Origin of the sequence: Pseudoalteromonas sp. SW0106-04, from assembly GCF_001293805.1 — a bacterium.
Classification (GTDB): Bacteria; Pseudomonadota; Gammaproteobacteria; order Enterobacterales; family Alteromonadaceae; genus Pseudoalteromonas; species Pseudoalteromonas ruthenica.
The window spans coordinates 74,324-101,093 of record NZ_BCAI01000013.1 but is presented as its reverse complement, the minus strand read 5'-3'; the positions used below and the strand labels follow the sequence as shown (position 1 = coordinate 101,093).

Annotated in this window: 18 protein-coding genes; all 18 read left to right on the top strand. The window is 47.6% G+C overall.

Going from position 1 to position 26,770, the window contains the following annotated elements:
* Positions 1-81: 81 nt before the first annotated feature.
* The 18 genes from W04_RS14645 to W04_RS14560 all read left to right on the top strand — a co-directional run bounded on the left by W04_RS14645 (position 82) and on the right by W04_RS14560 (position 26,764).
* Positions 82-468 carry a hypothetical protein gene (locus W04_RS14645; RefSeq protein ID WP_022943978.1) on the top strand — a complete coding sequence of 129 codons (387 nt, stop codon included), beginning with the start codon at positions 82-84 and terminating at the stop codon, positions 466-468.
* 143 nt (positions 469-611) lie between these two features.
* On the top strand, positions 612-1,070 hold the full coding sequence (locus tag W04_RS14640) for a GAF domain-containing protein (RefSeq protein ID WP_053911351.1): 459 nt from the start codon (positions 612-614) through the stop codon (positions 1,068-1,070).
* Positions 1,070-1,348 carry a hypothetical protein gene (locus W04_RS14635; RefSeq protein ID WP_053911350.1) on the top strand — a complete coding sequence of 93 codons (279 nt, stop codon included), beginning with the start codon at positions 1,070-1,072 and terminating at the stop codon, positions 1,346-1,348. Before W04_RS14640 ends, W04_RS14635 begins: the two co-directional genes overlap by 1 nt.
* A gap of 15 nt (positions 1,349-1,363) precedes the next feature.
* Entirely contained in the window at positions 1,364-2,008 is a 645-nt protein-coding gene (gene proQ, locus W04_RS14630) for an RNA chaperone ProQ (RefSeq protein WP_053911349.1), read from the top strand.
* A gap of 16 nt (positions 2,009-2,024) precedes the next feature.
* Positions 2,025-4,055, top strand: coding sequence for a carboxy terminal-processing peptidase (gene prc, locus W04_RS14625; protein WP_053911346.1), 2,031 nt, complete (start codon positions 2,025-2,027; stop codon positions 4,053-4,055).
* 142 nt (positions 4,056-4,197) lie between these two features.
* A complete protein-coding gene (gene nhaC / locus W04_RS14620) occupies positions 4,198-5,673 on the top strand; it encodes a Na+/H+ antiporter NhaC (RefSeq protein WP_053911344.1) in 1,476 nt (491 codons plus the stop codon).
* A gap of 55 nt (positions 5,674-5,728) precedes the next feature.
* The gene (gene pepN / locus W04_RS14615) at positions 5,729-8,338 is read left to right on the top strand and encodes an aminopeptidase N (RefSeq protein WP_053911343.1); all 2,610 of its coding nucleotides are present in this window, start codon (positions 5,729-5,731) and stop codon (positions 8,336-8,338) included.
* 1 nt (position 8,339) lies between these two features.
* Complete coding sequence (locus W04_RS14610; protein WP_026110974.1) at positions 8,340-8,561, top strand: DUF2835 domain-containing protein; 222 nt, start codon at positions 8,340-8,342, stop codon at positions 8,559-8,561.
* A gap of 243 nt (positions 8,562-8,804) precedes the next feature.
* On the top strand, positions 8,805-10,892 hold the full coding sequence (locus W04_RS14605) for a DUF1302 domain-containing protein (RefSeq protein ID WP_053911341.1): 2,088 nt from the start codon (positions 8,805-8,807) through the stop codon (positions 10,890-10,892).
* A gap of 12 nt (positions 10,893-10,904) precedes the next feature.
* The gene (locus W04_RS14600) at positions 10,905-12,272 is read left to right on the top strand and encodes a DUF1329 domain-containing protein (RefSeq protein ID WP_022943969.1); all 1,368 of its coding nucleotides are present in this window, start codon (positions 10,905-10,907) and stop codon (positions 12,270-12,272) included.
* Between the two features lie 75 nt (positions 12,273-12,347).
* On the top strand, positions 12,348-13,346 hold the full coding sequence (locus tag W04_RS14595; protein WP_053911339.1) for a YCF48-related protein: 999 nt from the start codon (positions 12,348-12,350) through the stop codon (positions 13,344-13,346).
* Between the two features lie 2 nt (positions 13,347-13,348).
* On the top strand, positions 13,349-15,667 hold the full coding sequence (locus tag W04_RS14590; protein WP_022943967.1) for an RND family transporter: 2,319 nt from the start codon (positions 13,349-13,351) through the stop codon (positions 15,665-15,667).
* A 197-nt stretch (positions 15,668-15,864) separates the two neighbouring features.
* Positions 15,865-20,703 (top strand): NAD-glutamate dehydrogenase, encoded by a 4,839-nt coding sequence (locus W04_RS14585; protein ID WP_053911337.1) that lies wholly within the window; start codon positions 15,865-15,867, stop codon positions 20,701-20,703.
* 74 nt (positions 20,704-20,777) lie between these two features.
* Positions 20,778-21,788, top strand: coding sequence for a quinone-dependent dihydroorotate dehydrogenase (pyrD, locus tag W04_RS14580; protein ID WP_022943965.1), 1,011 nt, complete (start codon positions 20,778-20,780; stop codon positions 21,786-21,788).
* A 130-nt stretch (positions 21,789-21,918) separates the two neighbouring features.
* On the top strand, positions 21,919-22,446 hold the full coding sequence (locus W04_RS14575; RefSeq protein ID WP_053911335.1) for a cell division protein ZapC domain-containing protein: 528 nt from the start codon (positions 21,919-21,921) through the stop codon (positions 22,444-22,446).
* A 53-nt stretch (positions 22,447-22,499) separates the two neighbouring features.
* A complete protein-coding gene (gene rlmKL / locus W04_RS14570) occupies positions 22,500-24,620 on the top strand; it encodes a bifunctional 23S rRNA (guanine(2069)-N(7))-methyltransferase RlmK/23S rRNA (guanine(2445)-N(2))-methyltransferase RlmL (RefSeq protein WP_053911334.1) in 2,121 nt (706 codons plus the stop codon).
* On the top strand, positions 24,595-24,861 hold the full coding sequence (locus W04_RS14565; RefSeq protein ID WP_053911331.1) for a glutaredoxin family protein: 267 nt from the start codon (positions 24,595-24,597) through the stop codon (positions 24,859-24,861). The genes rlmKL and W04_RS14565 overlap by 26 nt, the downstream gene beginning before the upstream one ends.
* Entirely contained in the window at positions 24,848-26,764 is a 1,917-nt protein-coding gene (locus W04_RS14560; protein ID WP_053911330.1) for an ABC transporter ATP-binding protein, read from the top strand. The genes W04_RS14565 and W04_RS14560 overlap by 14 nt, the downstream gene beginning before the upstream one ends.
* The last annotated feature ends 6 nt before the right edge of the window (positions 26,765-26,770 follow it).

Genomic DNA, 26,770 nt, shown 5'->3' with positions numbered 1-26,770 from the left:
ACTTTCTACGACTAACGTCGCTATTGGCAGGGTTTTGCAGATCTGCAATGCTTTCATAAACCATGTTCAGCAGTCACTATTATGAAACACACCCTCGCAAAAGCAGTTTTATATTCCTTATTAGCACCGGTATTGATTGGTGTGGTGTTAGGCATTTATTACGCCTTAGGGGCACAGCAAAACGGTGCGCAATTATTTTTTGCCGTATTGCTATCTGCTATTGCTAATGCCCATATCTTGGGATTGGCGATGGCTGTGTTCGTGGTCCCGGGCTATTTGCTGATGTATAAGTACAATAAAGTGCATTACAGCGGCGTACTCACATTAGGTCTACTAGGAGGGGCGTTGTTCAGTTATGCTTTTGGCGCGCAGGCGGGGTTTTTACTCATTGTCAACGCACTGATGGCAGCACTTGGGAGTGGACTGTTCTTGTTTGCCCTGCGCCGGGGCAGCGCCCGCGAAGCTTAATCTTACCTATCTTCATGGCGTAAAAATAATCAATCAGCGTTTTTTCAAGCGACTGCATCACTTTTTTCATGATAAAAGGTTTCATTTGCGCGCCACAAAGAGTACCTTAAACACTGCGTATTCTATGTGAAGTAGTAGTGTGAATGAGTAAAGAAGCCTTTTATGAATCCCTGACACAGCAAGCACTCGCGCTGGTCAGTGATGAAACCAATCAAATTGCTAATATGGCGAACATTAGTGCGCTGTTATTTATGTCTTTAGAGGATATAAACTGGGCAGGGTTTTACATTTTGGAGTCGCCACAACAAATGGTGTTAGGGCCGTTCCAAGGGAAACCTGCGTGTGTACGCATTGAAGTTGGAAAAGGTGTGTGTGGTACTGCTGTTGCTGAAGACACCACTCAACTGGTAACTGACGTTCATCAATTCCCCGGGCATATCGCCTGCGATGCGGCGTCAAACTCTGAGGTTGTGGTGGTGGTGAAAAAGCAAGGAAATGCCATTGCCGTTCTTGACATCGACAGCCCTACAGTGGGACGGTTCGATGAGCAAGATAAGCAGGGCCTTGAGAAGCTAGTTCACAGCATCGAACAATACCTGTAATGAAAGACTTACTTAGTGTACATGACTACCTTTTCGCACAGTCCGATATTGGCGACTGGGAAGGGGAAGAGGAATTCGTTACTGAGCGTTACAACGAACTAATCCACCATGCATGGGAATGCTTGGATGATGATCTAAGCTGCGAACGCATAGATGAAATAATTAACGGTATTTGGGAGCAATTACGCGGAGACACCGCGCTTCTCGATGCTGAACACGAAGAATTAATGGACTGGGTTGAACACTATGTCGACTCGGCGCAAGACGAGCAGATGTAAATTTAAGGTTTAGAAATGGAAACCACAAACAAGCTAAAAGACATAAACGAAGTATTGGAATTCCTATACCAGGAATTTCCCAATTGTTTTAAACAAAAAGAAGGCATTAAGCCACTTAAAGTTGGTATATTTAAAGACATTGCTGAGCGTATTGAAGGCAGTGAAAAGGTCAGCAAAACGCAAGTTCGTCAAGCGTTGAGAAAGTACACTTCACACTGGCGCTACCTTGAAGCGGTTGTTAACAATGAATACCGCGTTGATTTAGATGGCAACCAAGCAGAAAAAGTAGAGCAAGAGCACGTTGAGCATGCAAAAACTGCGCTTGAGCAAAGCCGCGCAAAAATGGCTAAACGTAAAAAGCCTGTTCGTGGTGCTAAAGACGGTGATACAAAGGGTTACAAAAAACGTCCAAGCGGACCTGGTAAGCCTCACCCTAAAGGCGCTAAAGTCAAAAAGAATGCAGAACCTGCACCGCGTCGTAGTAACAAAGTTGAACCTTTGCCAAGCGACAAGGTCAAGGCTAATACCAAAGTTAAAGTTAAACTAGGTCAGGCGCTAGTCAACGGTACTATCACTGAAGTCAACAAAGATGATATCCACGTTGAATTAGTCACCGGCATGCAGGTAAAAACTAAAGCAGATAGCTTATACCTAGTATAAAAAGAAGGAGTTGTGCATGAGTAAGTCGTTTTCACTCATCCCACTGGTCGCTGCCCTTGTAGCAGCACCGGCCTTAGCCTCACTGGATAAGGTCACCATGGCTGATTTGCCGACCCTACAGCAGGAGTCGCAACACAGTACAGCAAGTAAACGAGTGACGAATCTCTTCACACGTGCACACTACAAGCCAATACGATTCAATGATGAACTGTCGGAGCAAATGTACGACCGTTACATTGAATCGTTGGATTTCAATCGCACTATCTTTCTAGAGCAGGATATTGATAAGTACGAGCAATATCGTGATAAGTTTGATAATGCGTTGAAATCCGGCAAACTCGATTTTGCCTATGATTTATTTAACCTTAGTATGAAGCGCCGTTTCGAGCGCTACGACTATTCATTGTCTTTACTTGAGAATGAATTTGACTTCACTAAGGACGACAAATATTACTTTGACCGTGAACAGGCGCCCTATGCGAAAACGCAGGAAGAACTCAATGAGTTATGGCGACAAAAGGTCAAATACGATGCGCTGCGTTTGAAGCTGACCGGCAAAGACTGGGAAGGCATCAAAGAGGTATTGGAAAAACGCTATACCTACACCTTAAAACGCTTAGTGCAAACAAAAAGCGAAGACGCTTTCCAAATTATTATGAACGCGTTCGCGCGTTCTATTGAAGCTCATACTTCCTATTTATCACCCCGACGTGCTGAGCAGTTCAAGATGGACATGGATCTTGAACTCGAAGGCATTGGCGCGGTCCTCAGTTACGATGAAGACTACACCGTTATTCGCTCTCTAGTGCCCGGCGGCCCAGCGGATAAAACCGGTGAAATCAGCCCCGAAGACCGCATTGTCGGTGTTGCTCAAGGGGAAGACGATTTTGTTGATGTCATCGGTTGGCGTTTAGATGATGTCGTTGATCTCATTAAAGGCCCTAAAGGCACTGTGGTGCGGTTGCAGTACCTAGAGGGAAAAGACGACCACGGCATGCCCAAAGTAGTAGAGATCACGCGTGATAAAGTGCGTCTTGAAGACCGTGCTGCGAAATCGAGTGTGTTCGAAGCCAGCTATTCTGAACTGACCAGCAAAATTGGCGTGATTGAAATTCCAGGCTTCTATAACAACCTCTCTGAGGATGTTAAAGGCGAGCTGGTCAAGTTAAAAGAGCAAAAAGTAGATGGCGTAGTTATTGATTTACGCCAAAATGGTGGCGGCTCCTTGTACGAAGCCACCAAGCTAACAGGCTTGTTTATCGATCAAGGGCCGGTGGTGCAAATTCATACTCTTAACGGGCGAATTGAGCAGCAAAAAGACCGAGATGGCGTGACCTATTACGATGGCCCATTGACTGTGCTAGTGGACCGTTACAGTGCATCGGCATCGGAAATTTTCGCGGCGGCTATGCAAGATTACGGTCGTGCGGTGATCATTGGTGAGCAAACCTTTGGTAAGGGCACGGTGCAGCAACACCGAGGCTTGGGACGCAACTACGACTTGTACGACAACCCACTGGGTAGCGTGCAATACACCATCGCTAAGTTCTACCGTATTGATGGTGGCAGTACCCAGCACAAAGGCGTGGTCCCTGATATTGAGTTGCCTTCTCCGATAGACCCTGCAGAGTGGGGAGAGAGCCAAGAAGACAACGCGTTGCCATGGGATAGCATTGTCCGTGCTAATTACGCGATGGTCGATACCCTTGATGACACCATCAATTATTTGGCGAAGGAGCACGATAAGCGTGTTGCCAGTGAGCCTGAGTTCAATTACGTGATGCAAGACATCAAAAAGTACAAAGAAGAGAAAGATCGTAAATTCATCTCTTTGAATGAGAAAGAGCGTCTAGACCAACGTGATGAACGCAAAGAGCTTGCTTTGAAACGCACCAACGAGCGGCTTGCGCGTCTAGGATTGGAAAAAGTGGAAGACGTTGATGATGCCCCTGAGGTATTAGATGAATTCGACCCATTCTTAGAAGAGGCGGCGTTGATCACCCAAGATTATATTAAACAAGGGCGCTTGGCGAAGAACAATAAGTAACCAAAAACCACGAAAAAGGGCGCTTTGAGCGCCCTTTTTGTCGTTTAGACGGTGTTAAAAATGTTTTCCTCTGGTACTCTTTGCGCTGATAATAACAATAACCCTCGTGTGTCGTGCTTAAGGCGAGGGCAGGAGAATCATTGTGACAACCACCAAAGAAGCCAAGTTTCTTGATGCATTGATCCCCATCGTCGTGCTTATTTGTTTGCTCGGCGCAGCGGTGTATCTCTATGGTGACAGCTCGTCGTCAGGCCCCAATCAAATAGCCTTACTGTTTGCGACGTTCACCGCAGCATTGATCGGTTTAAAAAACGGCTATACCTGGAAAACCCTAGAAGAAGCGATGATTAAAGGCATCACCATCTCCTTGGGCGCTATATTAATACTGTTGATGGTCGGTGCCTTGATTGGCACCTGGCTGCTATCGGGCACCGTGCCGACGCTCATCTATTACGGCCTACAAATTATTAACCCGCATTGGTTTTATGCCGCAAGCTGCGTTATATGCGGAATTGTGGCGATGAGTATCGGCAGTTCTTGGACTACCGCAGCCACCATAGGTGTGGCCTTACTCGGGGTAGCCAATGGGTTAGACTTAGATCCTGTGGTCACCGCCGGTGCGGTTATATCCGGTGCTTACTTTGGTGACAAGCTCAGCCCACTGTCGGAAACCACTAACTTAGCGCCAGCAGTGGCAGGGGCCGACTTATTTACTCATATCCACCACATGCTCTGGACCACGGTTCCGAGTTTTGTGATAGCCGTGATCATTTTCATCTTTATGGGCTTTAACGCTGATGTGAGCAGCGATACCGCAGGTATAGATAACATGGTCGCTCTGTTGCAGGACAACTTTAACATTAGCATCGTCAACTTGGTGCCTTTAGTGGTGTTGTTGGCACTGGCTATTCGCAAAATGCCGGCATTCCCGGCAATTTCTATTGGGGCAGTATTAGGCGCGGTGTGGGCGCTGTTGTTCCAAGGCGAATTATTAGCCAGCCAAGTTGATGTTTCCCAAGGCCAATTAGTTGGCTATTTTAAGCTAGTTTGGGCAACCTTTTTTGATGGGTTTGCTATTCAAACTGGCAATGCCAAAATGGATAGCTTGCTCTCTGGCGGCGGCATGTCGGGGATGTTGACTACTACTTGGCTCATTATGATGGCGTTGATGTTCGGCGCTATCATGGAAAAGACCGGCCTGCTAGATGTGTTTGTGCGCAGCATCTTAAAAATAGCGAAATCCACAGGTTCGCTTATCGCATCCACAATCGCCACATGTATCGGCACCAATTTAGTCGCTGCTGATCAGTACATTGCTATTGTCGTGCCGGGTCGAATGTTTAAAGAAGAGTACAAAAAACGGGGCTTACGGCCAGTGAATTTGTCACGTACGTTAGAAGATGGCGGCACGATAACCAGCCCACTTATCCCCTGGAATACCTGTGGTGCCTACATGCAAAGTGTACTGCTAATTAACCCATTTGATTACGCTCTATACGCCTTCTTTAATTTGATTAATCCAGTGTTAGCAGTGATCTATGCTTATTTCGGTATTAAGATTTTAAAGCTAGAGCCAAAACACTTACAGCCTGAAACACAAGCGCAACGTAGCGAATAACCTATAATGTGGGCATCACCTGATGCCCACTCTGAGTAACAGAGGACTGTCCTATATGACCTCCCAGCATGGCAATGCGAAGTATTTAAAAGACTATCAACCCCCTCACTTTTTTATTGAAACCCTCACCTTGGACGTTGATTTAAAGCCGACGCAAACCACAGTGTATGCCCGCTCCAAGGTGCGTCGCAATGAGGCAAACCCGGCAAACGACTTAGTGCTAGATGGTGTAGATTTAACTCTTAAAGAGGTAAAAGTTGATGGCCATCCGTTCACCAATTACGACATTAACGATGAGCAATTACTGCTGCGCGGTGTGCCACAACACTTTGTACTAGAGATAACAACGGCCTGTTCGCCACAAACCAATAGCTCATTAGAAGGTCTGTATTTATCAGACGGTGCTTATTGCACCCAATGTGAAGCTGAGGGGTTTCGTAAAATTACCTACTTCCTTGATAGACCCGATGTTATGGCCGAGTATGAGGTCACCATCAAAGCGGATAAAGCCCAGTTCCCCTATCTACTCTCAAATGGCAACAAGATTGCTAGCGGTGACTTAGCCGATGGCCGCCACTTTGCAACTTGGCAAGACCCCTTTAAAAAGCCGAGCTACTTATTTGCCTTGGTGGCAGGGGACTTCGACGTGTTACGTGATAGCTACACGACCGTCTCGGGTCGTGAAGTGGCATTAGAGCTCTATGTAGATAAGGGTAATTTAAGTAAAGCCCCGCATGCGATGGCGTCGCTCAAGCGGGCAATGCAATGGGATGAACAGCGCTTTAATCTTGAATACGACCTCGATGTGTACATGATAGTCGCGGTCGACTTTTTCAATATGGGAGCGATGGAAAACAAAGGATTAAATGTCTTTAACTCGAAATGTGTGCTCGCCAATGCAGAAACCTCAACGGATCGCGATTTCCATTTGATTGAATCTATTGTCGGTCACGAATACTTCCATAATTGGACCGGTAACCGGGTGACTTGTCGGGATTGGTTTCAGCTCTCTTTGAAAGAGGGGTTGACGGTGTTTCGAGATCAGGAGTTCAGCAGTGATCTAGGCTCACGAGCCCTCAACCGAATTGATGCGGTTAAGGTGATGCGCACACATCAGTTCGCTGAAGATGCCGGGCCAATGGCTCATCCTATTCGCCCTGAGAAGGTATTAGAAATGAATAATTTTTATACCGTGACAGTGTATGATAAGGGCGCCGAAGTGATCCGTATGCTGCATACATTGCTGGGTGAGCAAGGCTTCCAAAAAGGCATGCAGTGCTACATTGAGCGTCATGACGGCCAAGCGGTGACTTGTGATGATTTCATTAGCGCTATGAGTGATGCGAATGGCTTTGATGCCTCACAGTTTAAACGCTGGTACAGCCAATCGGGTACGCCACAAGTGCATGTTCAGGAACAGTTCGACGCACAACAGCAGCAATATGTACTCACCCTGAGTCAGCATCATAGCCCGACAGCAGATCAACCAAGCAAAGATAATTTGCTCATCCCTGTGGCGATTGAACTGCTTGATAGCCAAGGTAAGGCATTGAGCTTAAATGCGCATGGCGTCGCTGACAACGTATTGCAGTTACACCAAAGAGAACAGCAGTTCGTGTTTGACAATATCACCGAGCGACCTGTCGCGGTGCTGTTTGAGGACTTCTCCGCGCCGGTTAAAGTTCAGTTTGAGCAGAGCCTTAACGATCAATTGCATATAGTGCGCCATGCGAGCAGCGACTTCTCCCGCTGGGATGCGCAGCAAAGTGCATTAAGCGGGTGTATCCTAGACGAGCTTGGACAGGGCGAAAAAGCTCAGCTTGATGAAGCAGTATTAGCCACGTTGAGTGACTTACTTAATGCTGCATTAGCCGGTCAAGAACATGATCTGGCCTTAGTCGCAGAGCTATTACAGCTGCCTAGCTTTGATACCTTGAGCGCTCAATTTGAGCCAGTTCCTGTTGATGCCATAACGGCGGTGACTGAGGCATTTGCGCAACAAATTGCCGAGCACTTGCACGTGCTGCTGAGCAAAGTCGTGACCCAACTCAGCGACGATAAGCAGCAATCGCAAAAAAGCGTTGCCAAGCGAGCGTTACTCGCGACCTGTATGGGATATTTAGCGCGCGTAGATACGCAGCTTGAATTTATTGAGACTCAGGCACATCAGGGCTCAATGACTTTATCTTTGGCGGCGATAAAAGCGTTGATCCTTGCTCAACACCCCCGCAGTGGCGCTATGTTAGACGAGTTCGCGGCGCGTTGGCAGCATGATACTCTTGTGATGGATAAATGGTTTAATCTTCAGGCCCTGCGCAAAGGCTCGGACAGCTTCGCCAATCTGACTCGTTTATACCAACACCCTCACTTTAGTTGGCGTAACCCCAATCGAGTGCGTGCTCTTATTGGTGCCTTTGCGATGAGTAACCCAACGCAATTTCATGCCAAAGATGGGCAGGGCTACGCGCTATTGGGTGATGCTTTAGTGAAGCTCAATGATATCAATCCACAGAACGCTTCGCGCTTGATCACGCCGTTGTTGGCATGGCGACGTTTTGATAGTACGCGTCAGCAGTTGATGAAAGAGCAACTAGAGCGTTTAAAGGTATTGCCAAAACTCAGCAAAGATTTATTTGAAAAGGTAGATAAAGCCCTCAGTGAATGAGATTAAAGAATTTTATTTCACGCTTTCTATGAGTTACAGCCAGTGTCTGGCCTATTACAAAGGCCGGATTTCTGCTGTACAAGTCATTGATGACGCCGGGCGAAAAATTCGTTTCCCGGCTAACAAACTGCTTCCCTATATGTCACAAATCGGCATCCGTGGGCGTTTTCGCTTGTTATTGGATGCGAATAATAAGTTTATTCGCTTAGAGCGCGTTCACTAATTCAACCTGCTTATGTGCGCTATTTTTAAACAGTTGTAAATTGCATTTGTCGTTAACGTTATTGTCATGTATAAAAATAGTGGTAGGATGTCATACCATTAGCGCAGATAAAGGAAAATTAACGCTTATTACAGGCCATTAATCTAGATTGTTTGTAAATTTCGCGTATCCTTTCTAATGTATAAGACTACACTAAAAACAATAACTTGATCTTAATTACCCGCGCAAAGGGGGGAAGCAACAATGATAAGACAGCCACTATTTGCTAAGCATCGTTTAGCGCTCTGTGTAGGGGGAGCGATGCTCGGCATGAGTAGCGCCGCACACAGTGCCAGTTTTACAGTCGGGGACTTCGACGTTAACTTCGACTCGACTTTTTCATACGGACAAAGCATTCGTACGGAAGATAGAAACTTCGACGCCAACATAGGTAAAAGTAACCATCCACGCTTTGACTGGACCGGTTATAACGCCGCTTTGAATCCAATCTATTCATCTGCAGATGTGTGGGCCCAGCCAGGCGCTTACTCTAATAACGGTGATGCGGGTAACTTAAACTTTGATAGTGGCGATACCTTTTCACAGCAGCTAAAAGGCACACATGAGTTAGCCATCAATGGCGACATGTACGGCTTCTTCTCGCGCTTCATGTATTTTTATGATTTCGCTTTGATGGATGGTGACTTTGCTTACACCAACCCTACCTCAGGGGAGCAGGTTGATCCCTGTGACTATGACGAAACCAAAGAGCAAGTTTGTGCCGATTTTCGTTTGCTTGATGCCTTTATTTGGGCCGATTTCGATTTCAACGAAGGTCGCAACCCGCTCTCTGTGCGTTTAGGTCAACAAGTTGTAAACTGGGGTGAAAGTACCCTGATATCACATGGTATCAATGTTAACCCTGTAGATATCGACCGCCTGAAGGCTCCGGGTGCTGAAGTAAAAGAAGCCTTTATTCCTGTCGGCATGTTATGGGCCTCACTAGGTATTACCGATAACATCTATCTGGAAGGTTTCTATCAGTACGAGTGGCATGAAACTCGTCTACCAGCATCGGGAAGTTATTTCTCGACCAACGATTTTGCCTCGGAAAACGGTTTTAACCAAAACGTACAGTTAGGTTTCACCTCCAACCCAGATATTGACCTTGCCTTTTTAACCGAGAGCCTCAACAACCTTGGCAGTGATTGGCAGATGGCCGCAGCGGCGCAGGGTATTGACCCTAATTCAGCAGCGGGGCAACAGTTACTGGCTAATATGTACCTGGCATACCCTACTAAGGTGGCACTTAAAGGCAAAGGTCACAAAGGTAAGACTGAGCCCGATGATGGCGGCCAGTATGGTTTGCGCCTAGGTATGTTTATGCCTGACTTTAATGATACTGAAGTAGCGCTTTACTACATCAATTATCATAGCCGCCGCCCAGTTATCTCTGGACAAGTATCGGACTTTACCGCCATTGGCGATGATTTAGCGATGTTGGCGACGACGGAAATCACAGAAGACAACGTCACCGATCTGCAAGCGTTTACCAAAGCGGTATTAGCTTATCCAGAAGACATTAAACTGTATGGTTTGAGCTTTAACACGGCGTTAGGCGAGACCGCGTTCTCTGGCGAATTTGCGTTTCGTCAGGATGAACCACTGCAAGTGGATGACGTAGAGCTTCTGTATGCTGGTATGCCTGAGCAACTAGCTGTTGCCGGGTTACGTCCAGAATTTGCGGGTATTTCACAGTTGAGCCCAGGCGATGCGACGTCGGTTGTAGGCCCAGGTGAAACGGCACAGGGTTATATCTTGCGCAACACGGCACAGCTACAATTTACCGCCACACACCTGTTTGGCCCTCATCTAGGTGCTGACAGCTGGGCCGTTGTTGGTGAAGTCGGCGGGGTGCGTGTTAATAACATGCCAGAGTACGATGAGCTGCGTTTGAATGTGGCGGGGACTGGACGCAGTGGCGTCATTCAAGGACCAGCGGCTGATTATACCGCGTTGCAAATGGCGCTTTCCAATGGCCCTGAAACAAATCCATTCCCAACGGCTTCGGCGTGGGGATATCGTCTTATTGCCAAGGGGGATTACTTCAATCTCTTCTCAGGCGTAAACTTTTCACCTAAGTTCGTATTCTCCCACGACGTCAATGGCATTACACCTGACCCAATGTACTTGTTTATTGAAGATAGAAAATCGTTGGGGATTAACCTGAACTTTAATTATCAAAATACTTGGTCTTTCGACGTAGGCTATAGCTCTTTCTGGGGCGGTGGTGCGACGAATAACTTCTCAGACCGAGACTTTGTGTCGTTTAATATTAAATATTCAATTTAAAAGGGTACACGCATGTTAACTAAACCTACCCTCATTGCAGCAGCCTTTTGTGGCATCTTTGCTACTTCTGCAGTACAGGCAAAAATAACACCCGAGCAGGCCGAACGCCTGGGCGCGGATTTGACACCTATTGGTGCACTTAAAGCAGGTAATGAAGATGGCTCTATCCCTGCTTGGGATGGTGGTATTACTAAAGCACCAGAGAATTATGAGCAAGGGATGCATCACCCTGACCCTTATGCAGATGATCAGGTCCTTGTCACCATTGATAAGTCGAACTTGGAACAGCACAAGGAATTCTTGAGCCCGGGTCAGATAGCCTTATTTGAGGCGTACCCTGACACCTTCAAAATGCATATCTATCCGACTCGCCGTAGTGCCTCTTTCCCGCAGTTTTATTACGATGCAACGAAGAAGTACGCCACTGAAGCGGAGTTGATTGAAGGCGGTAACGGCATCAAAAACACCGCTATCGGTGTGCCATTTCCAATTCCGGAAAACGGCTTAGAGGCGGTGTGGAACCACTTGTTGCGCTACCGTGGTTTATCGATTGCTCGTTATGGTGGTCAAGCCATGCCAACAGCCTCGGGTTCGTACAACCTGATTGGTTTTGATGAGCAGTTGTTAGTGAAATACTCGGATCCAGAGGCCACACCGGAGCAGCTGCAAGAGTCGAATATTCTGTTTAAATTTAAACAGCGTGTCACCGAGCCTGCGCGCCTTGCAGGCACCGCGTTGTTAGTGCACGAAACCATGGACCAAATCCTAACACCACGCCAAGCATGGACGTATAACACCGGCCAACGCCGTGTTCGCCGTGCCCCTAATGTTGCATACGATGCACCGGGAACAGCGTCCGATAACTTGCGTACTACCGATGACTTCGACATGTTCAACGGCTCACCGAACCGTTATAACTGGGAGCTCAAAGGTAAAAAAGAAATGTACATTCCGTATAACAGCTATAAATTGCATAGCGATGAGCTAGAGTACGATGACATTCTTAAGCCTGGCCACGTTAATCCAGAACATGTGCGTTATGAAAAACACCGCGTCTGGGTGGTTGAAGCGACGCTTAAAGAAGGCACTCGCCACATTTATAAGAAACGCGTGTTTTACATCGATGAGGACAGCTGGCAGATTTCGGTCGCCGATTTATACGATAACCGCGACCAAATGTATCGTGTAGCCATGGCTCACGGTGTGAACTATTACGAAGTACCAACGCACTGGAGTACGTTGGATGTTTATCACGACCTAAACTCACGTCGTTATTTGGCTATTGGCTTGGATAACCAAGAGAAAATGTACGACTTCTCTGAGTCGTTCCAAGACAACGAGTTTACATCTAATGCACTTCGTCGCGAAGGGCGCCGTTAATCTCCTCGGAACTCCTCAGGTCTGCTGGCGCAGGCCTGAGGCTCTCACGTTAACCCTCTATAGGCTCAATTAGATATGAAGTACTTGCTTTGGGCGGTGTTGCTTTTGCCCCTTGGCGTCAGCGCGCAACAAGAGACACCACAACCGGCTTATCAGGCTGACAGTGCCACGCGCACGTTATTTACCGATATCACCACCACAGAATCACGCGTTATCGCCGTTGGCCAACATGGCACCATTGTATACAGCGATGATGGCGAGCAATGGCAGCAGGCCACCAGCCCTATTGATACTCTGCTGACAGCGGTGTTCTTTATTGATAATCAACAAGGCTGGGCATGTGGCCACGATGCCAGCATCTTAGGCACCACCGATGGCGGCGCCAGCTGGCAGTTACTGCAGTATCGTCCTGATCTTGATAAACCGTGCTTGGACATTCACTTTTTCGATAAGCAAAACGGCGTTGCTGTGGGTGCCTATGGAATGTACTTCGAGACCAAAAATGGTGGCCAAAACTGGACTAAACGCTTTTTAGATAGCCTTCTTTACCCCGAAGATAGGGACTACCTCAATGATTTGAAGGTCAACGATCCAGAAGGTTATGAGATAGAAACTAGCTCCATCTTGCCGCACTTTAACCGCATTGCTGAGACTTCCAAAGGGCTTTACATTGCAGGTGAAATGGGACTGATAGCGCACAGCAGCAGCCAGGGTCAAAGCTGGCAACGGGAACAGGAGATATATCATGGCTCCTTTTTCGATATTGCTGAGGTCGAAGGCGAAATACTGGTTGCCGGGTTACGCGGCAATGCATTTAAACAAGGCGATAGCGGCCAGTGGCAAGCACTGCGCACGCAAGAGCAAGCAACCATGAACAGCATCGTCGAGAGCAACAAGGGTGGGGTGTATATTTTTGGTAACTCCGCTGTGATTTACCGCTTAGAAAACATGCAACAAAACCAGCTCAAGGCGCGTCAACGCGCTGATGGTAAAGCCGTGATGGATGGTGCGGAGTTTGCTGGTAAGTTGATTCTAGCAACGGAAGCGGGCATTCAAACCAAGGAGTTAAACTAATCATGCAAACTTTAGTGGAATTATTAGAGCGCAGTTTATTCCGCCATCGCATGTGGGTGATCTTGGCCTTTATTATCGCCACCGTGGCCTTGGCGTGGCAGGCGACTAAACTGCAATTAGATGCGTCGTTCAATAAGAATATCCCGCTTAATCACCAATATATGAAGGTGTATACCAAACATGAGAAGCAGTTTGGTGGTGCCAACGGCATCCTCATTTCCGTGTGTGATGCGCGCGGTGATATTTTTAACCCGGAATTTTTTACCCAATTAAAAGCAGTCCACGACCAGCTGTATTTCATTCCCGGGGTTAACCGCCCCCTGGTTAACTCAATTTACTCTCCAAGCGCGCGCTTTGTTGAGGTGGTTGAAGATGGATTCAGCGGTGGCCCTATTATTCCTGCAAACTTCAGTGCCGACAAAGCAGGCCTTGCACGAGTAAAAGAAAATATTGAAAAGGCCAAAGTTGTAGGGCGCATGGTGGCCTCGGACTACTCCTGTGCCATGGTCAGCGCTCAGCTTATGGAGTTTGACCCACAAACTGGTGAAAAGCTCGACACTCTTGATATTGCAGAGCAATTAGAGAGTAAAATTCGCACACCTTTAAGCACTGACAACGTCAGCATCCATATTATCGGCTTTGCAAAAATGGCTGGTGATATTGCTGAAGGTGCCAAAGACGTGGTGCTTTTCTTCGCTATCGCCATCGCAATTACCTTGGTGATGGTCTGGCTGTTTTGTAAAAGCTTCAAGCTCACACTGCTGCCAATAGGCTGCTCGATTATTGCTGTGGTTTGGCAAATGGGGCTGCTATCAACACTTGGCTTTGGCCTAGATCCAATGTCGATTTTAGTGCCGTTCTTGGTATTTGCTATTGGCGTGAGCCACGGTGTGCAGATGATCAACGGCATTGCCAAGAAAGTGCAGTTAGGCAGCGATGCCAAAACCGCTGCGCAATCAAGCTTTAAGGCCTTACTGATCCCCGGCGGCATTGCTTTGCTATCGGATACGGTGGGCTTCTTAACGCTGCTGGCGATAGACATCGGTATTATTCGCGAGTTGGCGATTACAGCCAGTTTAGGTGTGGCGGTGATCATCTTCACCAACTTGCTTCTGTTGCCTGTGATAGCGTCTTATCTGACCTTTTCGAAGCTCGCGGTACTAGAAGCCGATAATGCCAATAAGAACGCGCTATTTAAGCTCCGTGAATTGTTGGTTGCCACCACTAACAAGAAAAATGCGACGGCTATTTTAATTTGCACCGCTGTGTTGTTTGCATTTGGCTACTGGCAGTCACAAAACATGCGCATAGGCGATTTACACGCTGGGGCACCAGCGCTACACGAAGAGGCGCGTTACAACCAAGACACCTTCCTTATCTCCGATCGCTACAGTATATCTGTCGATATTTTAAAAGTGATTGTGGAAGCCTACCCAGCAGCGTGTACCGAGCACGAAGTGATGGACCGTATCAGCCAATTCCAATGGCGTATGGATAATATCCCTGGGGTGCAAAGCAGTGTTTCCCTAGCCAGTGTCGCTAAAGCCGTGAATGCTGGTTACAACGAAGGCAATTTGAAGTGGCAAACGCTGCCACGCAATAGCGCTTCTCTCGTGCAAGCGACTTCACGGGTGGAAACCAGTTCAGGTCTTCTCAATGGCGATTGCTCGGTGATGCCAGTGATCATCTTTATGGAAGACCACAAGGCTGAGAGCATAGAGCGCGTAGTGGCCGCAGTGAAAGAATACGGTGCTGAATTTGGCACAGACAAAGTGTCATTCCGACTGGCATCCGGACCAATTGGGGTGATGGCGGCAACGAATGAGTCGGTATCTAAAGCGCAAACGCCGATGATGCTGTACGTTTACGGGGCGGTGATCGTATTGTGTTTATTGAGCTTCCGCTCGCTGCGCGCCACTATCGCCGTGGTGTTGCCGCTATACATTGTTTCAACGTTGGCGCAGGCACTGATGGTGGGGCTGGAAATAGGCCTAACGGTGTCGACCTTACCCGTCATTGCATTGGGAGTGGGTATCGGTGTCGACTATGGTATTTACATACTCTCGTCAATGATGACTCAGCTCAAACAAGGCGTGCACTTAAGTGAAGCGTATCGAAATGCCCTAGCAGAGCGGGGCAGTGCCGTGCTCTTCACTGGTATCACCTTGGCAGTGGGAGTGAGCACTTGGATCTTCTCTGCATTGAAGTTCCAAGTTGATATGGGCATCTTGCTGACCTTCATGTTCTTGGTGAATATGCTCGGTGCAGTGCTCATTTTGCCAGCAATCGGCGCCTTCCTCTGGTCTGACCAGAAAAAATAATGTGAATACTTGTGTACAGAAATGGCCTTAACCGGCCATTTCTATCTATATTTTGTGAATAGAATGCCAACATGCTGAAATCATTGGTCTGATTTCATCGAAAAGGCTTTTTATTAGCTGCAAAAGCGTTAGAATTTAACTGACTCCACGCTATTCAGTCACCCGTTCACAAGGCGGTATAGATTAAGGAACACACAATGACACAAAATGATGGTCACGCTTCTGTTATTCTTAATAACGTCAGCAAGCTTATTCAAAGCAAAGTTCACGCAGACAAAGTGTCACTGGTCGACAAATTCGCCAAGGCGCTTTATCGCAACATGTCGAATGAAGATCTGACACACCGAAACGACAGTGACCTCTACGGCGCAGCGTTGAGCCTTTGGAACTCGTTAGAGAGTAAAAAAGGCGATGATGCTGTTATCCGCGTATTCAATCCCGAAGTTGCTAAGCACGGCTGGCAGTCCTCGCATACCATTGTCGAGATCATTGCTAAAGATATGCCGTTTCTCGTTGACTCAGTTCGCATGGCACTTAACCGCGCGAACATCGCTTCTCACTTATTACTGCATACGCCATTGAAAATTCAGCGCGATAAAGATGGCACGATTACTAATCTCTCAAACTTAAAAGCGGAACAAGAGTCGAGCTCGACCAAAACCGTGTTCTTTATTGAAATCGATCGCCAGACCGATGACGCGGAAATTAAAGCGTTTAAAGAAGAGCTTGATTCTGTGCTTAATGATGTGTCGGTGGCTGTTGAAGACTGGCAACCCATTCGTCAGCAGTTGCTGGATGTGATTAACGATCTCCCTAAGCGTCCACATAATGTCGATAAAACCGAATTAAACGAAACGGTTGAATTTCTAGAGTGGCTGGCCAGCGATAACTTTACCTTGATGGGCTATCGTCAATACGAACTTAAGCCGGTAAAAGGTGATCATCAGCTCAGCGGTGTGAAAGGCACAAGCTTAGGGTTAATGAAGAACTCTGACGAAGAGCAAGTGCGGTTACTCTCTAACATGCCAGAAATCGCACGCAAAGAAGCACGCAGCAATAATTTATTGGTATTAACGAAAACCAATTCGGTATCGCGAGTGCATCGCCCTGCACACATTGATTACATCGGTGTGAAGCGCTTTGATAAAGACGGCAACGTTATTGGCGAGGACCGCTTTATTGGCTTGTTCTCATCCAGTTTCTACAACAACAGTGCGGCCGATGTACCCGTGTTAAAATCGAAAATTCGTCGTGTTCTAGAGATGAGCGACTTTGCCGAGGGCACCCACGCCTACAAAGCGGTCCTTAATATTCTCGAAACCTATCCTCGTGATGAGCTAGTCCAAGCCCGTGAACAAGAGCTACTGGATGTGGCCATGGGGGTTTTACATATTCAAGAGCGCGACATGTGTCGCCTGTTTGTGCGCAAAGACACTTACGGACGCTTTTTCTCGTGCATGGTGTATGTGCCACGTGAGCGTTATAACACTGCACTGCGCCGTGAAACGCAGCAAATTCTTGCTGATGCCTTTGGCTCCGATGAGAAAGTCAGCTTTACCACCTATTTCTCCGAGTCCAGCCTTGCTCGTACCCACTATATTGTGCGAGTTAACAACAGTGACGTAGATTACGACGTGAAAGAAATCGAAAATAATTTAGTAGAAGCAGCCCGTACTTGGGAAGACAAACTACAATCAGCGCTATTAGGCAGCAATGGCGAAGCGCGCGGTAATGAATTAAACCGTAAATATGCCAATGCCTTCGCCAGCTCGTATAAAGACCAAGTGTTGCCAAGTGCCGCTGTGGTTGATATTGAAAAACTTGAGCTGCTCAATGACGACAACAAACTAGAGATGTTGTTCTACCGCCCACAAGAAGAAGTGAGCTCGAATATTGTTCGTTTGTCGTTGTTCCACAAAGACGAGCCTATCCATTTGTCTGACGTGATGCCGATGTTAGAAAACTTTGGCTTACGCGTTATAGGTGAAACGCCGTATGCGGTAAAAACCTCTGACGGCCAAGTGAACTGGATTATGGACTTCTCAATGTTGCTCGACAACAAAGAGATCGCTGACTTTGACAAAGTATCTGCGCGTTTCCAAAAAGCGCTTACCGATGTTTGGAATAATCGCCTAGAGAACGACGGCTTTAACCGTTTAGTGCTCAATGGTGGCTTAACGGGCCGCGAAGCGTCGATTTTGCGTGCTTATGCCAAGTACATGCGCCAAATCGGAGTGACGTTCTCGCAGACTTACATTGAGAGCACTTTCGCTAACTACCCAAATATTGCGACACAAATCGTGAAGCTGTTTGCGAAAAAGTTCTCAGTGAAAGCACCAGGCAGCGAAAAAGCCTTGGAGAAGCTCGTTGCTCAGGTGTATGAATCGCTTGAGAATGTTGCCAACCTTGATGATGACCGCATTATTCGCTTGTACGTTGATATGATCAACGCCACGCTGCGCACTAACTATTATCAGAAAGACGACACCGGCGTATTCAAGTCGTATATCTCTTTCAAGGTCAAGCCAAGCTTGATTCCAGAGATGCCATTGCCATTGCCGGCGTTTGAAATTTTCGTCTACTCACCACGTGTTGAAGGTGTTCACCTTCGCGGCGGTAAAGTAGCGCGGGGCGGATTGCGTTGGTCAGACCGCCGTGAAGACTTCCGTACCGAGGTTTTGGGCCTTGTAAAAGCGCAGCAGGTTAAGAACACCGTTATTGTGCCTGTTGGCTCAAAAGGTGGTTTTGTTTGTAAGCAACTGCCTAGTGAGCGTGAAGCCTTCTTTAAAGAAGGGCAAGAGTGCTACAAAATCTTTATCCGTGGTTTGCTTGATATCACCGATAACATCGTACATGGCGACATTGTTCCGCCAGAGAACGTCACACGTCATGACGAAGATGACCCGTACTTAGTGGTTGCCGCCGATAAAGGCACCGCCACTTTCTCTGATATTGCCAACGGGATCGCTGGTGAATATAACTTCTGGCTAGGTGATGCCTTTGCTTCGGGCGGCTCGATTGGTTATGACCACAAGAAGATGGGGATTACCGCAAAAGGCGCGTGGGAGTCTGTGAAACGTCATTTCCGCGAAATTGGTATTGATTGCCAGAACAACGATTTCACAGCAGTTGCCATTGGTGATATGGCCGGTGACGTATTCGGCAACGGCATGTTGCTATCGAAGCATACACGTCTGCAGGCGGCTTTTAACCACATGCACATTTTCATCGACCCGAACCCAGATGCTGCTACATCTTGGGACGAGCGTAAGCGCTTGTTTGAATTACCGCGCTCGAGCTGGGAAGACTATAACAGTGAGCTCATCTCCAAAGGCGGTGGTATCTTTGCCCGCAGTGCTAAGTCGATTACCTTAACGCCTGAAATCAAGAAGATGGTGGGTACTAAGAAAGCGGCGATGACGCCTAATGAGTTAATCAAGGCGCTACTGAAGATGCCAGTCGACCTGTTGTGGAATGGCGGCATTGGCACCTATGTCAAGGCTAAGTCTGAGACAGACTCAGATGTTGGCGACCGTGCAAATGATGCATTGCGTATCAACGGCGGTGAACTGGGCGCGAAAATCTTCGGTGAGGGCGGTAACTTAGGCGCTACTCAACTTGGTCGTATTGAATTTGCGGCCAAAGGTGGGCGTATTAATACCGACTTTATCGATAACGTAGGCGGTGTGGCGTGTTCTGATAACGAAGTGAACATCAAGATCCTACTGAACTCCTTAGTGGGTGAAGGAGAGCTCACTAAAAAGCAACGTGATGAGCTGTTGTACGCGATGACCGATGAGGTGTCAGAGCTAGTACTACAAGATTGTTATCGTCAGACTCACACTATCTCAGTGACGCAATCTAAGGGCGCATCGACATTAAAAGAGAAGATCCGCTTTATCCACGCGCTTGAAAAAGACGGTAAGCTCGATCGTGCTATTGAGTTCTTACCTACTGACGAAGAGCTTGCTGAGCGCGCTGCAGCGGGTAAAGATTTGACTCGTCCAGAACTGTCAGTGTTGGTGTCTTATGCGAAAATGGTGCTCAAAGAGACCTTAGTCACCGACGAGATCACTGAGAACCCGTACTACCGTCAGCTGCTGGTCCAGTCGTTCCCTGTACCACTGCGTGAGCGGTTCAATTCAGCCATGGATAACCACCCGTTGCGTGGCGAAATTATTGCTACTAAATTGGCCAATAACATCGTCAACGACATGGGCTTAAACTTCATGGTGCGTATGCACGAAGAAACGGGCGCATCAGACGCTGAAATCGCCTTATGTTATTCCATCGCTCGCGAGATTTTCGATATGCCGCAGACCTGGTCGGAAATCGAAGCGCTCGACAATAAGATAGATGCTGAAGTGCAAACAGAAATGCTGTACCAGCTACGTCGTACTGTACGTCGAGTAACACGCTGGTTCTTACGTCACCGTAATAAGGCATGGACTATTGAGCAAACCATCGCTCATTTTGCCCCTTGTTTTAAAGACTTGACGGATAACTTACACAGCTACATGGTAAGTGATGAGAGCGAGCAAATCCGCGAAAACGCCAAGAGTCTGGCCGATCAAGGCGTACCCGCTCAATTGGCGATGCGTATTGTGTCACTATCGAGCTTGTTCTCCACCATGGACCTGGCCGAAGTGGCCGCGCAAACCGAGCGCAACACAGCCTTGGTGTCAAACACCTACTTCAAGCTGGGTGCGCGCATGGGCTTGCACTGGTTCTTAACGCAAATCACTCATCAGCCAGTGCAAAACCATTGGCAAGCCTTGGCGCGTGCTTCTTATCGCGAAGAGCTCGATTGGCAGCAACGCACATTAACCGATGTGGTACTGCGTAGTTTCGATGACAAAGAGCAAGATGTGGATGCGCAAATTGACGCGTGGATGGAAGCAAATAATGCTGTATTGCATCGCTGGCAGCAAATGCTTAGCGAATTTAAAACGTCGCAAAGCCATGACTTTGCTAAGTTCTCAGTAGCACTACGGGAATTGATGTTGCTTGCACACAACTGTGATCAACGGGCGTAAGCGCCGCTGTTAAAAAGCAGTAAAACTCTGTAGAATACCCCAGCTTTTGTCTGGGGTATTTTTTTGGGGGTTCCATGTTTTATGATTTAGCGCGTCGGTTTATGTTCACTAAAGACGCTGAGTGGGCGCATGACTTCGCATTGTCTAATTTAAGCCGCTATGCCAACACGCCCTTATCCATGGCGTGGTCCCAGTCAGTTCCAGACAAACCGGTTAATTTCCTTGGTCTTGAATTTAAAAATCCCGTGGGGTTGGCGGCTGGATTAGATAAAAATGCCGAATGCATTGAAGCCTTCGCCCAGATGGGATTTGGTTTTATTGAGGTGGGGACGGTAACCCCGCGACCTCAGCAAGGAAATGACAAGCCGCGCATTTTCCGTTTGCCAGAGCAACATGCGGTGATCAACCGTATGGGGTTCAACAATAAAGGCGTTGATAACTTAGTGGCGAATGTCAAAGCCGCCAATTATGATGGCATCTTAGGGATCAACATAGGTAAAAACAAAGACACGCCTAATGAGCAGGGCAAGGACGACTATATCCATTGCATGCGTAAAGTCTTTGAACATGCCTCGTACATAACCGTTAACATTTCTTCGCCAAATACCCCAGGGCTGCGTGACTTACAATACGGCGAAGCGCTCGATGACTTGTTATCGAGTTTGAAAAATGAACAGCTAGACTTGGCAGCCAAACATCATAAACAAGTCCCGATGCTGGTCAAAGTTGCACCGGATTTAGACAGTGTTCAAGTCGAGCAGGTCACCCAATCATTATTGAACAACCACATTGACGGGGTGATTGCGACTAATACCACCTTAGAGCGCAGCGCTGTTGCGGGTTTACAATATGCCGATGAGGCTGGCGGCCTATCAGGACGCCCGGTGCGGGCTAAGTCTCTAGAGGTTATTAAAGAGATCAAACGGTTGTCGCAAGGGCGTTTACCTATTATCGGTGTCGGTGGCATTGACAGTGCCGAAGCCGCTAAAGAAAAGCTTGATGGCGGTGCTGATCTACTGCAAGTGTATACTGGCTTTATCTATGAAGGCCCGGCTTTAGTGAAAAGGATCGTTCGCGCCTTATAAGGATCAGTTATGTTAGTGTTTGATCCCTCATAAAATATTCTTAGAATCTATTTTACATGGGATCAACTAACGCTATAATCCAAAGTTATAAGGTAGGTGTACAAAGGCTTTTACGGATTTAGAGGGCAACATGTTACAGGCACAACGACATTGGCAATGGCAAATCTCGAGTGAGCAAAATCGCTTAGTGCTCGATATGGGAGAGATGCAGTTTTGCACGCCCTATAAGCCGCGCCAACTGACAGATGAAGCCTTGAGTGAGCCCCAATTTAACCTCCTTGACGCCGACTTTTATAAGCAAGTGGGTGAGTATTTGAGTACTTTTAATCTGTGGAGCGATGCGCAGATTTGTCAGATAGCACTTAACGCCACAGCGGTAAAACACTATCTCAAGCCTGTGCTCGCTAAAAGTTGGTTTTTTGCGCCATACACCGGGCGAGATATCAATCAAGAAGCCATTGTTAGCCTGACTTCTCAGTGCCAAAGCGGCCAGTTTCTCATTGTTGATTGTGCCGATGGCGCCAGTGTTTGTTTGTGCTTGGAACCACACTTCGCACTTGATGAAAATCTTAGCCTCAAACAGTTTGAGGTTATCAAGGTACTGAACAACCGAATTCATCCTATTTTATCCGCTCAGAACCAACAAAAGCGCGCTTAACCTTCCTCGGCTATGATACAATCTCGGCGAATTTACGAGATAGGATAGTCACTTTGCAATTTGTTGCCCTTACTTCCATAGGCATTGAACAGTTACTCGAGCAAGAGCTCAGCGCGCTTGGCGCCGAAGTACAAAAACAGCGTGTTGGCGCGGTGGAGTTCAGTGCTGATAGCCTTACTGCTCAACGCATTTGTTTAACGACGCGCCTTGCTACTCGGGTCATGCTGCAATTGCAACAGGGCAGTGGTGTTGAAGACAAAACCGCGTTATATAATTTTGCCCGCTTTCAGCCTTGGCAAGAGTATTTTGGGCCGGATCAGTCTTTTGCCGTGGAGTTTAATGGCACTAACCGCCAGCTGAAAAATAGTCAGTTTGGTGGCCTTGTTATTAAAGACGCAATTTGTGATTACTTCCATGACTTATATGAGCGCCGCCCAAATGTCAGCAAAGAGCACCCTGACGTGCGCGTGGTGGCAAAGCTTAATCGTGATAAGCTGACTTTGCACATTGATTATTCAGGTCCTCGTCTTTCACAGCGTGGATACCGTAGCGCTCAGGGTAAAGCTCCCTTAAAGGAAAACCTAGCGGCCGCGTTGATTATGCGCAGTGGCTGGCTAGATGACACCACGCAACCGCTGTTTGATCCCACCTGTGGCTCTGGCACCTTACTCATTGAAGCGGCGCTAATGGCAAAAAACATTGCTCCGGGTTTGCAACGTGAGCAGTTTGCCTTTGAACGTTTACCCAGTCACCGAGCGGTCAAATTTAAAGAATTAAAGCAATCGCTGCGCGATGAGATTAACGACAGCGCTAAACCTTGGCTGATTGGTCATGATATTAATTCCAACGTCATTGCTAAGGCTAAAGACAATGCTGCGCGCGCCGAAGTCGCTGAGTATATCGATTTTGACACCGGTGACTTGGCCAATATGAAGGCGCCGTGTAAACGCCCTGGTGTGGTCATTGCGAACTTACCTTACGGTGAACGCTTGGGATCGATGGCCGAAATTTTGGCCCTGTATCGCCAGCTGGGTCATCAACTCAAACAGGGCTTTTGCCACTGGCGCAGCGCTTTGCTAGTGAGTGATGCAGAACTATTCAAGCTGTTTAAATTAGTTAAGCACAAGCAATACAAGTTTAAAAATGGCCCCATCGATACGGTATTGGCACTGTACGACATTACCGAAGAACAGACCCAAGGGCACAAAGGCGATAAAACACCGTTGCATTTTGAGCAGTCGGTGGCCTTTGCCAATCGCCTGAAAAAGAACCGCCAAGGTCTGAAAAAGTGGCTCAAGCAAGAGAAAATCACAGCTTATCGTATTTATGATGCCGATATTCCTGAATACAATGTTGCCGTGGACGTCTATCCAGACAGCGCGGTGATCTACGAGTATGCTGCGCCGAAGAATATCGATGAGGGCGTCGCCCAGAAACGTCTGCAGGATGTATTGATGTTAACCTGTGAGACGCTGTCGCTGGCGCCAGCTAATGTTGCCTTGAAAGTGCGACAGCGGCAAAAAGGTGACAGTCAATACCAAGCGCAAGCGAATCAAGGTCGCACCCAAGTGATCAGCGAGTATGGCGCGCTATTTGAGGTGAATTTATATGACTATCTTGATACCGGTATTTTCCTCGATCACCGTTTAGCACGTAAGTACATTCGCGATATCGCCAAAGATCAACGGGTACTGAACCTATTTGCCTATACAGGCACTGCCTCGGTGCAAGCGGCGCTGGGCGGAGCTAAATCAGTGACCACCGTGGATATGTCGAAAACCTATCTACAATGGGCGCAGCGTAACTTCGCATTGAATAAATTAAAGAGCCCGCGCTATCGTTTTGAGCATGGCAATTGTTTAGAGTGGATAAAACGTACGCGCGGTGAGTACGATGTGATTTTTCTCGACCCGCCAACCTTTTCAAACTCAAAACGCATGAAGGAAAGTTTTGATGTACAGCGTGACCATGTCAGCCTATTGGTAGACACAGCTAAGTTATTGGCTAAAAATGGCACCCTAGTGTTTTCGAACAATAAACGTGGTTTTAAGATGGACGAAGACGCCTTGGCTTTACAAGGCTTGCGTGTTGAAAATATCACCGCGCAGACGCAGTCTGCAGATTTTGCTCGTAACAAACATATTCACAATGCCTGGGTTATTCGCCGTGGCTAAGGTGGTGTTATATCACACCGAGGGGTGTCACCTGTGTGAGCAGGCGCAAGCAATGTTGGCGCAGCATCCACAAGTCAGTGCTATTGAATTGCGTGACATCATCGATGATCCCGAATGGCTGAGCGCCTACCAAGTGCGTATTCCCGTTATGGCGTTGGCACATCGACCCGAGGCCGAGCTGGGGTGGCCTTTTGACCAGCAGGCAATCAATCAATTAATAGAGCAGTATGGACCTTATTAGAATAACAAACGGCCAGTTGGCCTATGGAACCCACCCGTTACTTGACGGTGCCAATGCCGTTATTGAGCAGGGCGAGCGTGTGTGTGTCGTTGGCCGTAACGGCGCGGGAAAATCGACTTTTTTAAAAGTCCTGAGCGGTGATGTAATCCTTGATGATGGTGACATTAATCAGGTCGGTGAGCTTAAAATCGCGCGCCTAGAGCAAGATCCACCCCGTGATAGTGAGGGCAGCGTATTCGACTATGTGGCCGATGGCCTGCCCACCGTAGCTAAATTACTTAAAGAGTTTCATGCCTTAAACGCACAGCTTGCTGAGCATGCCGATGATGAAAAAGCATTGTCGCGTCTGGCAAGTATTTCTGCCGATATTGAAGCCCAAGATGGCTGGCGATTTGATTCCAAGATTAAGCTCGTACTGGGGCAATTAGAATTAGATGCAGATGCGCAATTAGCCACTCTTTCAGGAGGGTGGCTGCGAAAAGTGGCGCTGGCGAAGGCCCTGGTTGGTGAACCCGATTTACTGCTATTGGATGAGCCTACGAACCACCTGGATGTCGCATCGGTTAAGTGGCTAGAGCAATTTTTGAAAGAGTTTAAAGGCGCGATTATCTTTATCTCGCATGACCGTGCCTTTATCCGTGCCTTAGCAACCCGCATTCTAGATCTTGATCGTGGCCAGTTGGTCTCATACCCAGGGGATTATGCAACTTACCTAGAGCGCAAAGCCCACGATTTAAAAGTGCAAGAACAGCAAAACGCCGAGTTTGATAAAAAGCTGGCAGAAGAAGAAGCGTGGATCCGCCAAGGCATTAAGGCGCGACGCACCCGTAACGAAGGCCGCGTACGCGCGCTTAAAGCACTGCGACAAGAGCGTAAACAACGGGTAGAGCAAGTCGGCAAAGTTGATTTAAATATCGAAACCGCAGCACGTTCAGGCAAGTTAGTTGCCGAGGCAAAGCATTTATGCCATGCCTTTGGTGATAAAGTCATCGTCGATGACTTTTCCACGTTATTGATGCGTGGTGACCGTGTTGGCCTCGTCGGCCCTAATGGGGTCGGCAAAACGACCTTGTTGAAGCTACTGTTTGGGCAGTTGCAAAGCACCAAAGGACAACTTAAACAAGGCGTTAATTTAGAAATAGCTTATTTTGACCAATACCGTGCCAAGCTTGATGAAGAGGCAAGCGTGCAAGACAACGTCGCGGACGGTAAGCAGGAAGTCAATGTAGGCGGGCGCTCACGCCATGTTCTGGGTTACTTGCAAGATTTTCTATTCCCCCCTAAGCGCGCTCGCACGCCAGTGAAGGCCCTCTCTGGAGGAGAAAAGAACCGCCTGTTACTAGCGAAAATTTTCTTGCAGCCATCGAATGTATTAGTGCTCGATGAGCCAACTAACGACCTTGATATTGAAACACTCGAGCTATTAGAAGATATTGTTAACCAATATCAAGGCACGGTGTTGATTGTTAGTCACGACCGGGAGTTTATCGATAACACCTGCTCCAGCGTATGGGGATTTGACGGCAATGGTAAAATTACCGAAGTGGTGGGCGGTTACAGCGATTATGAAGCTTATCGCGCCCAACAGTTGGCGGCATTAGAGGCGCAGCGTAAAGCCAGTGCCGAGGCCGAGCAGCAACAAGGGCAGAGCAAAACTAGCAAGCCTAAATCCAGTAATAAGCTGTCTTATAAGCATAAGCGCGAACTCGAAACTTTACCTGAGCAGGTGGAACAGTTTGAGCAAGCTATTGACACATTGCAACAAGAGGTCAATAGTAGTGACTTTTTTAAGCAAGATAACGAAACTACCAGCGCTAAATTGAACCAATTAGCCGAGCTTGAGTCGAAGCTTGAAGCTGCGTTCGCCCGTTGGGAAGAACTCGAAGAATTACAAAATCAGTAGTAGGGA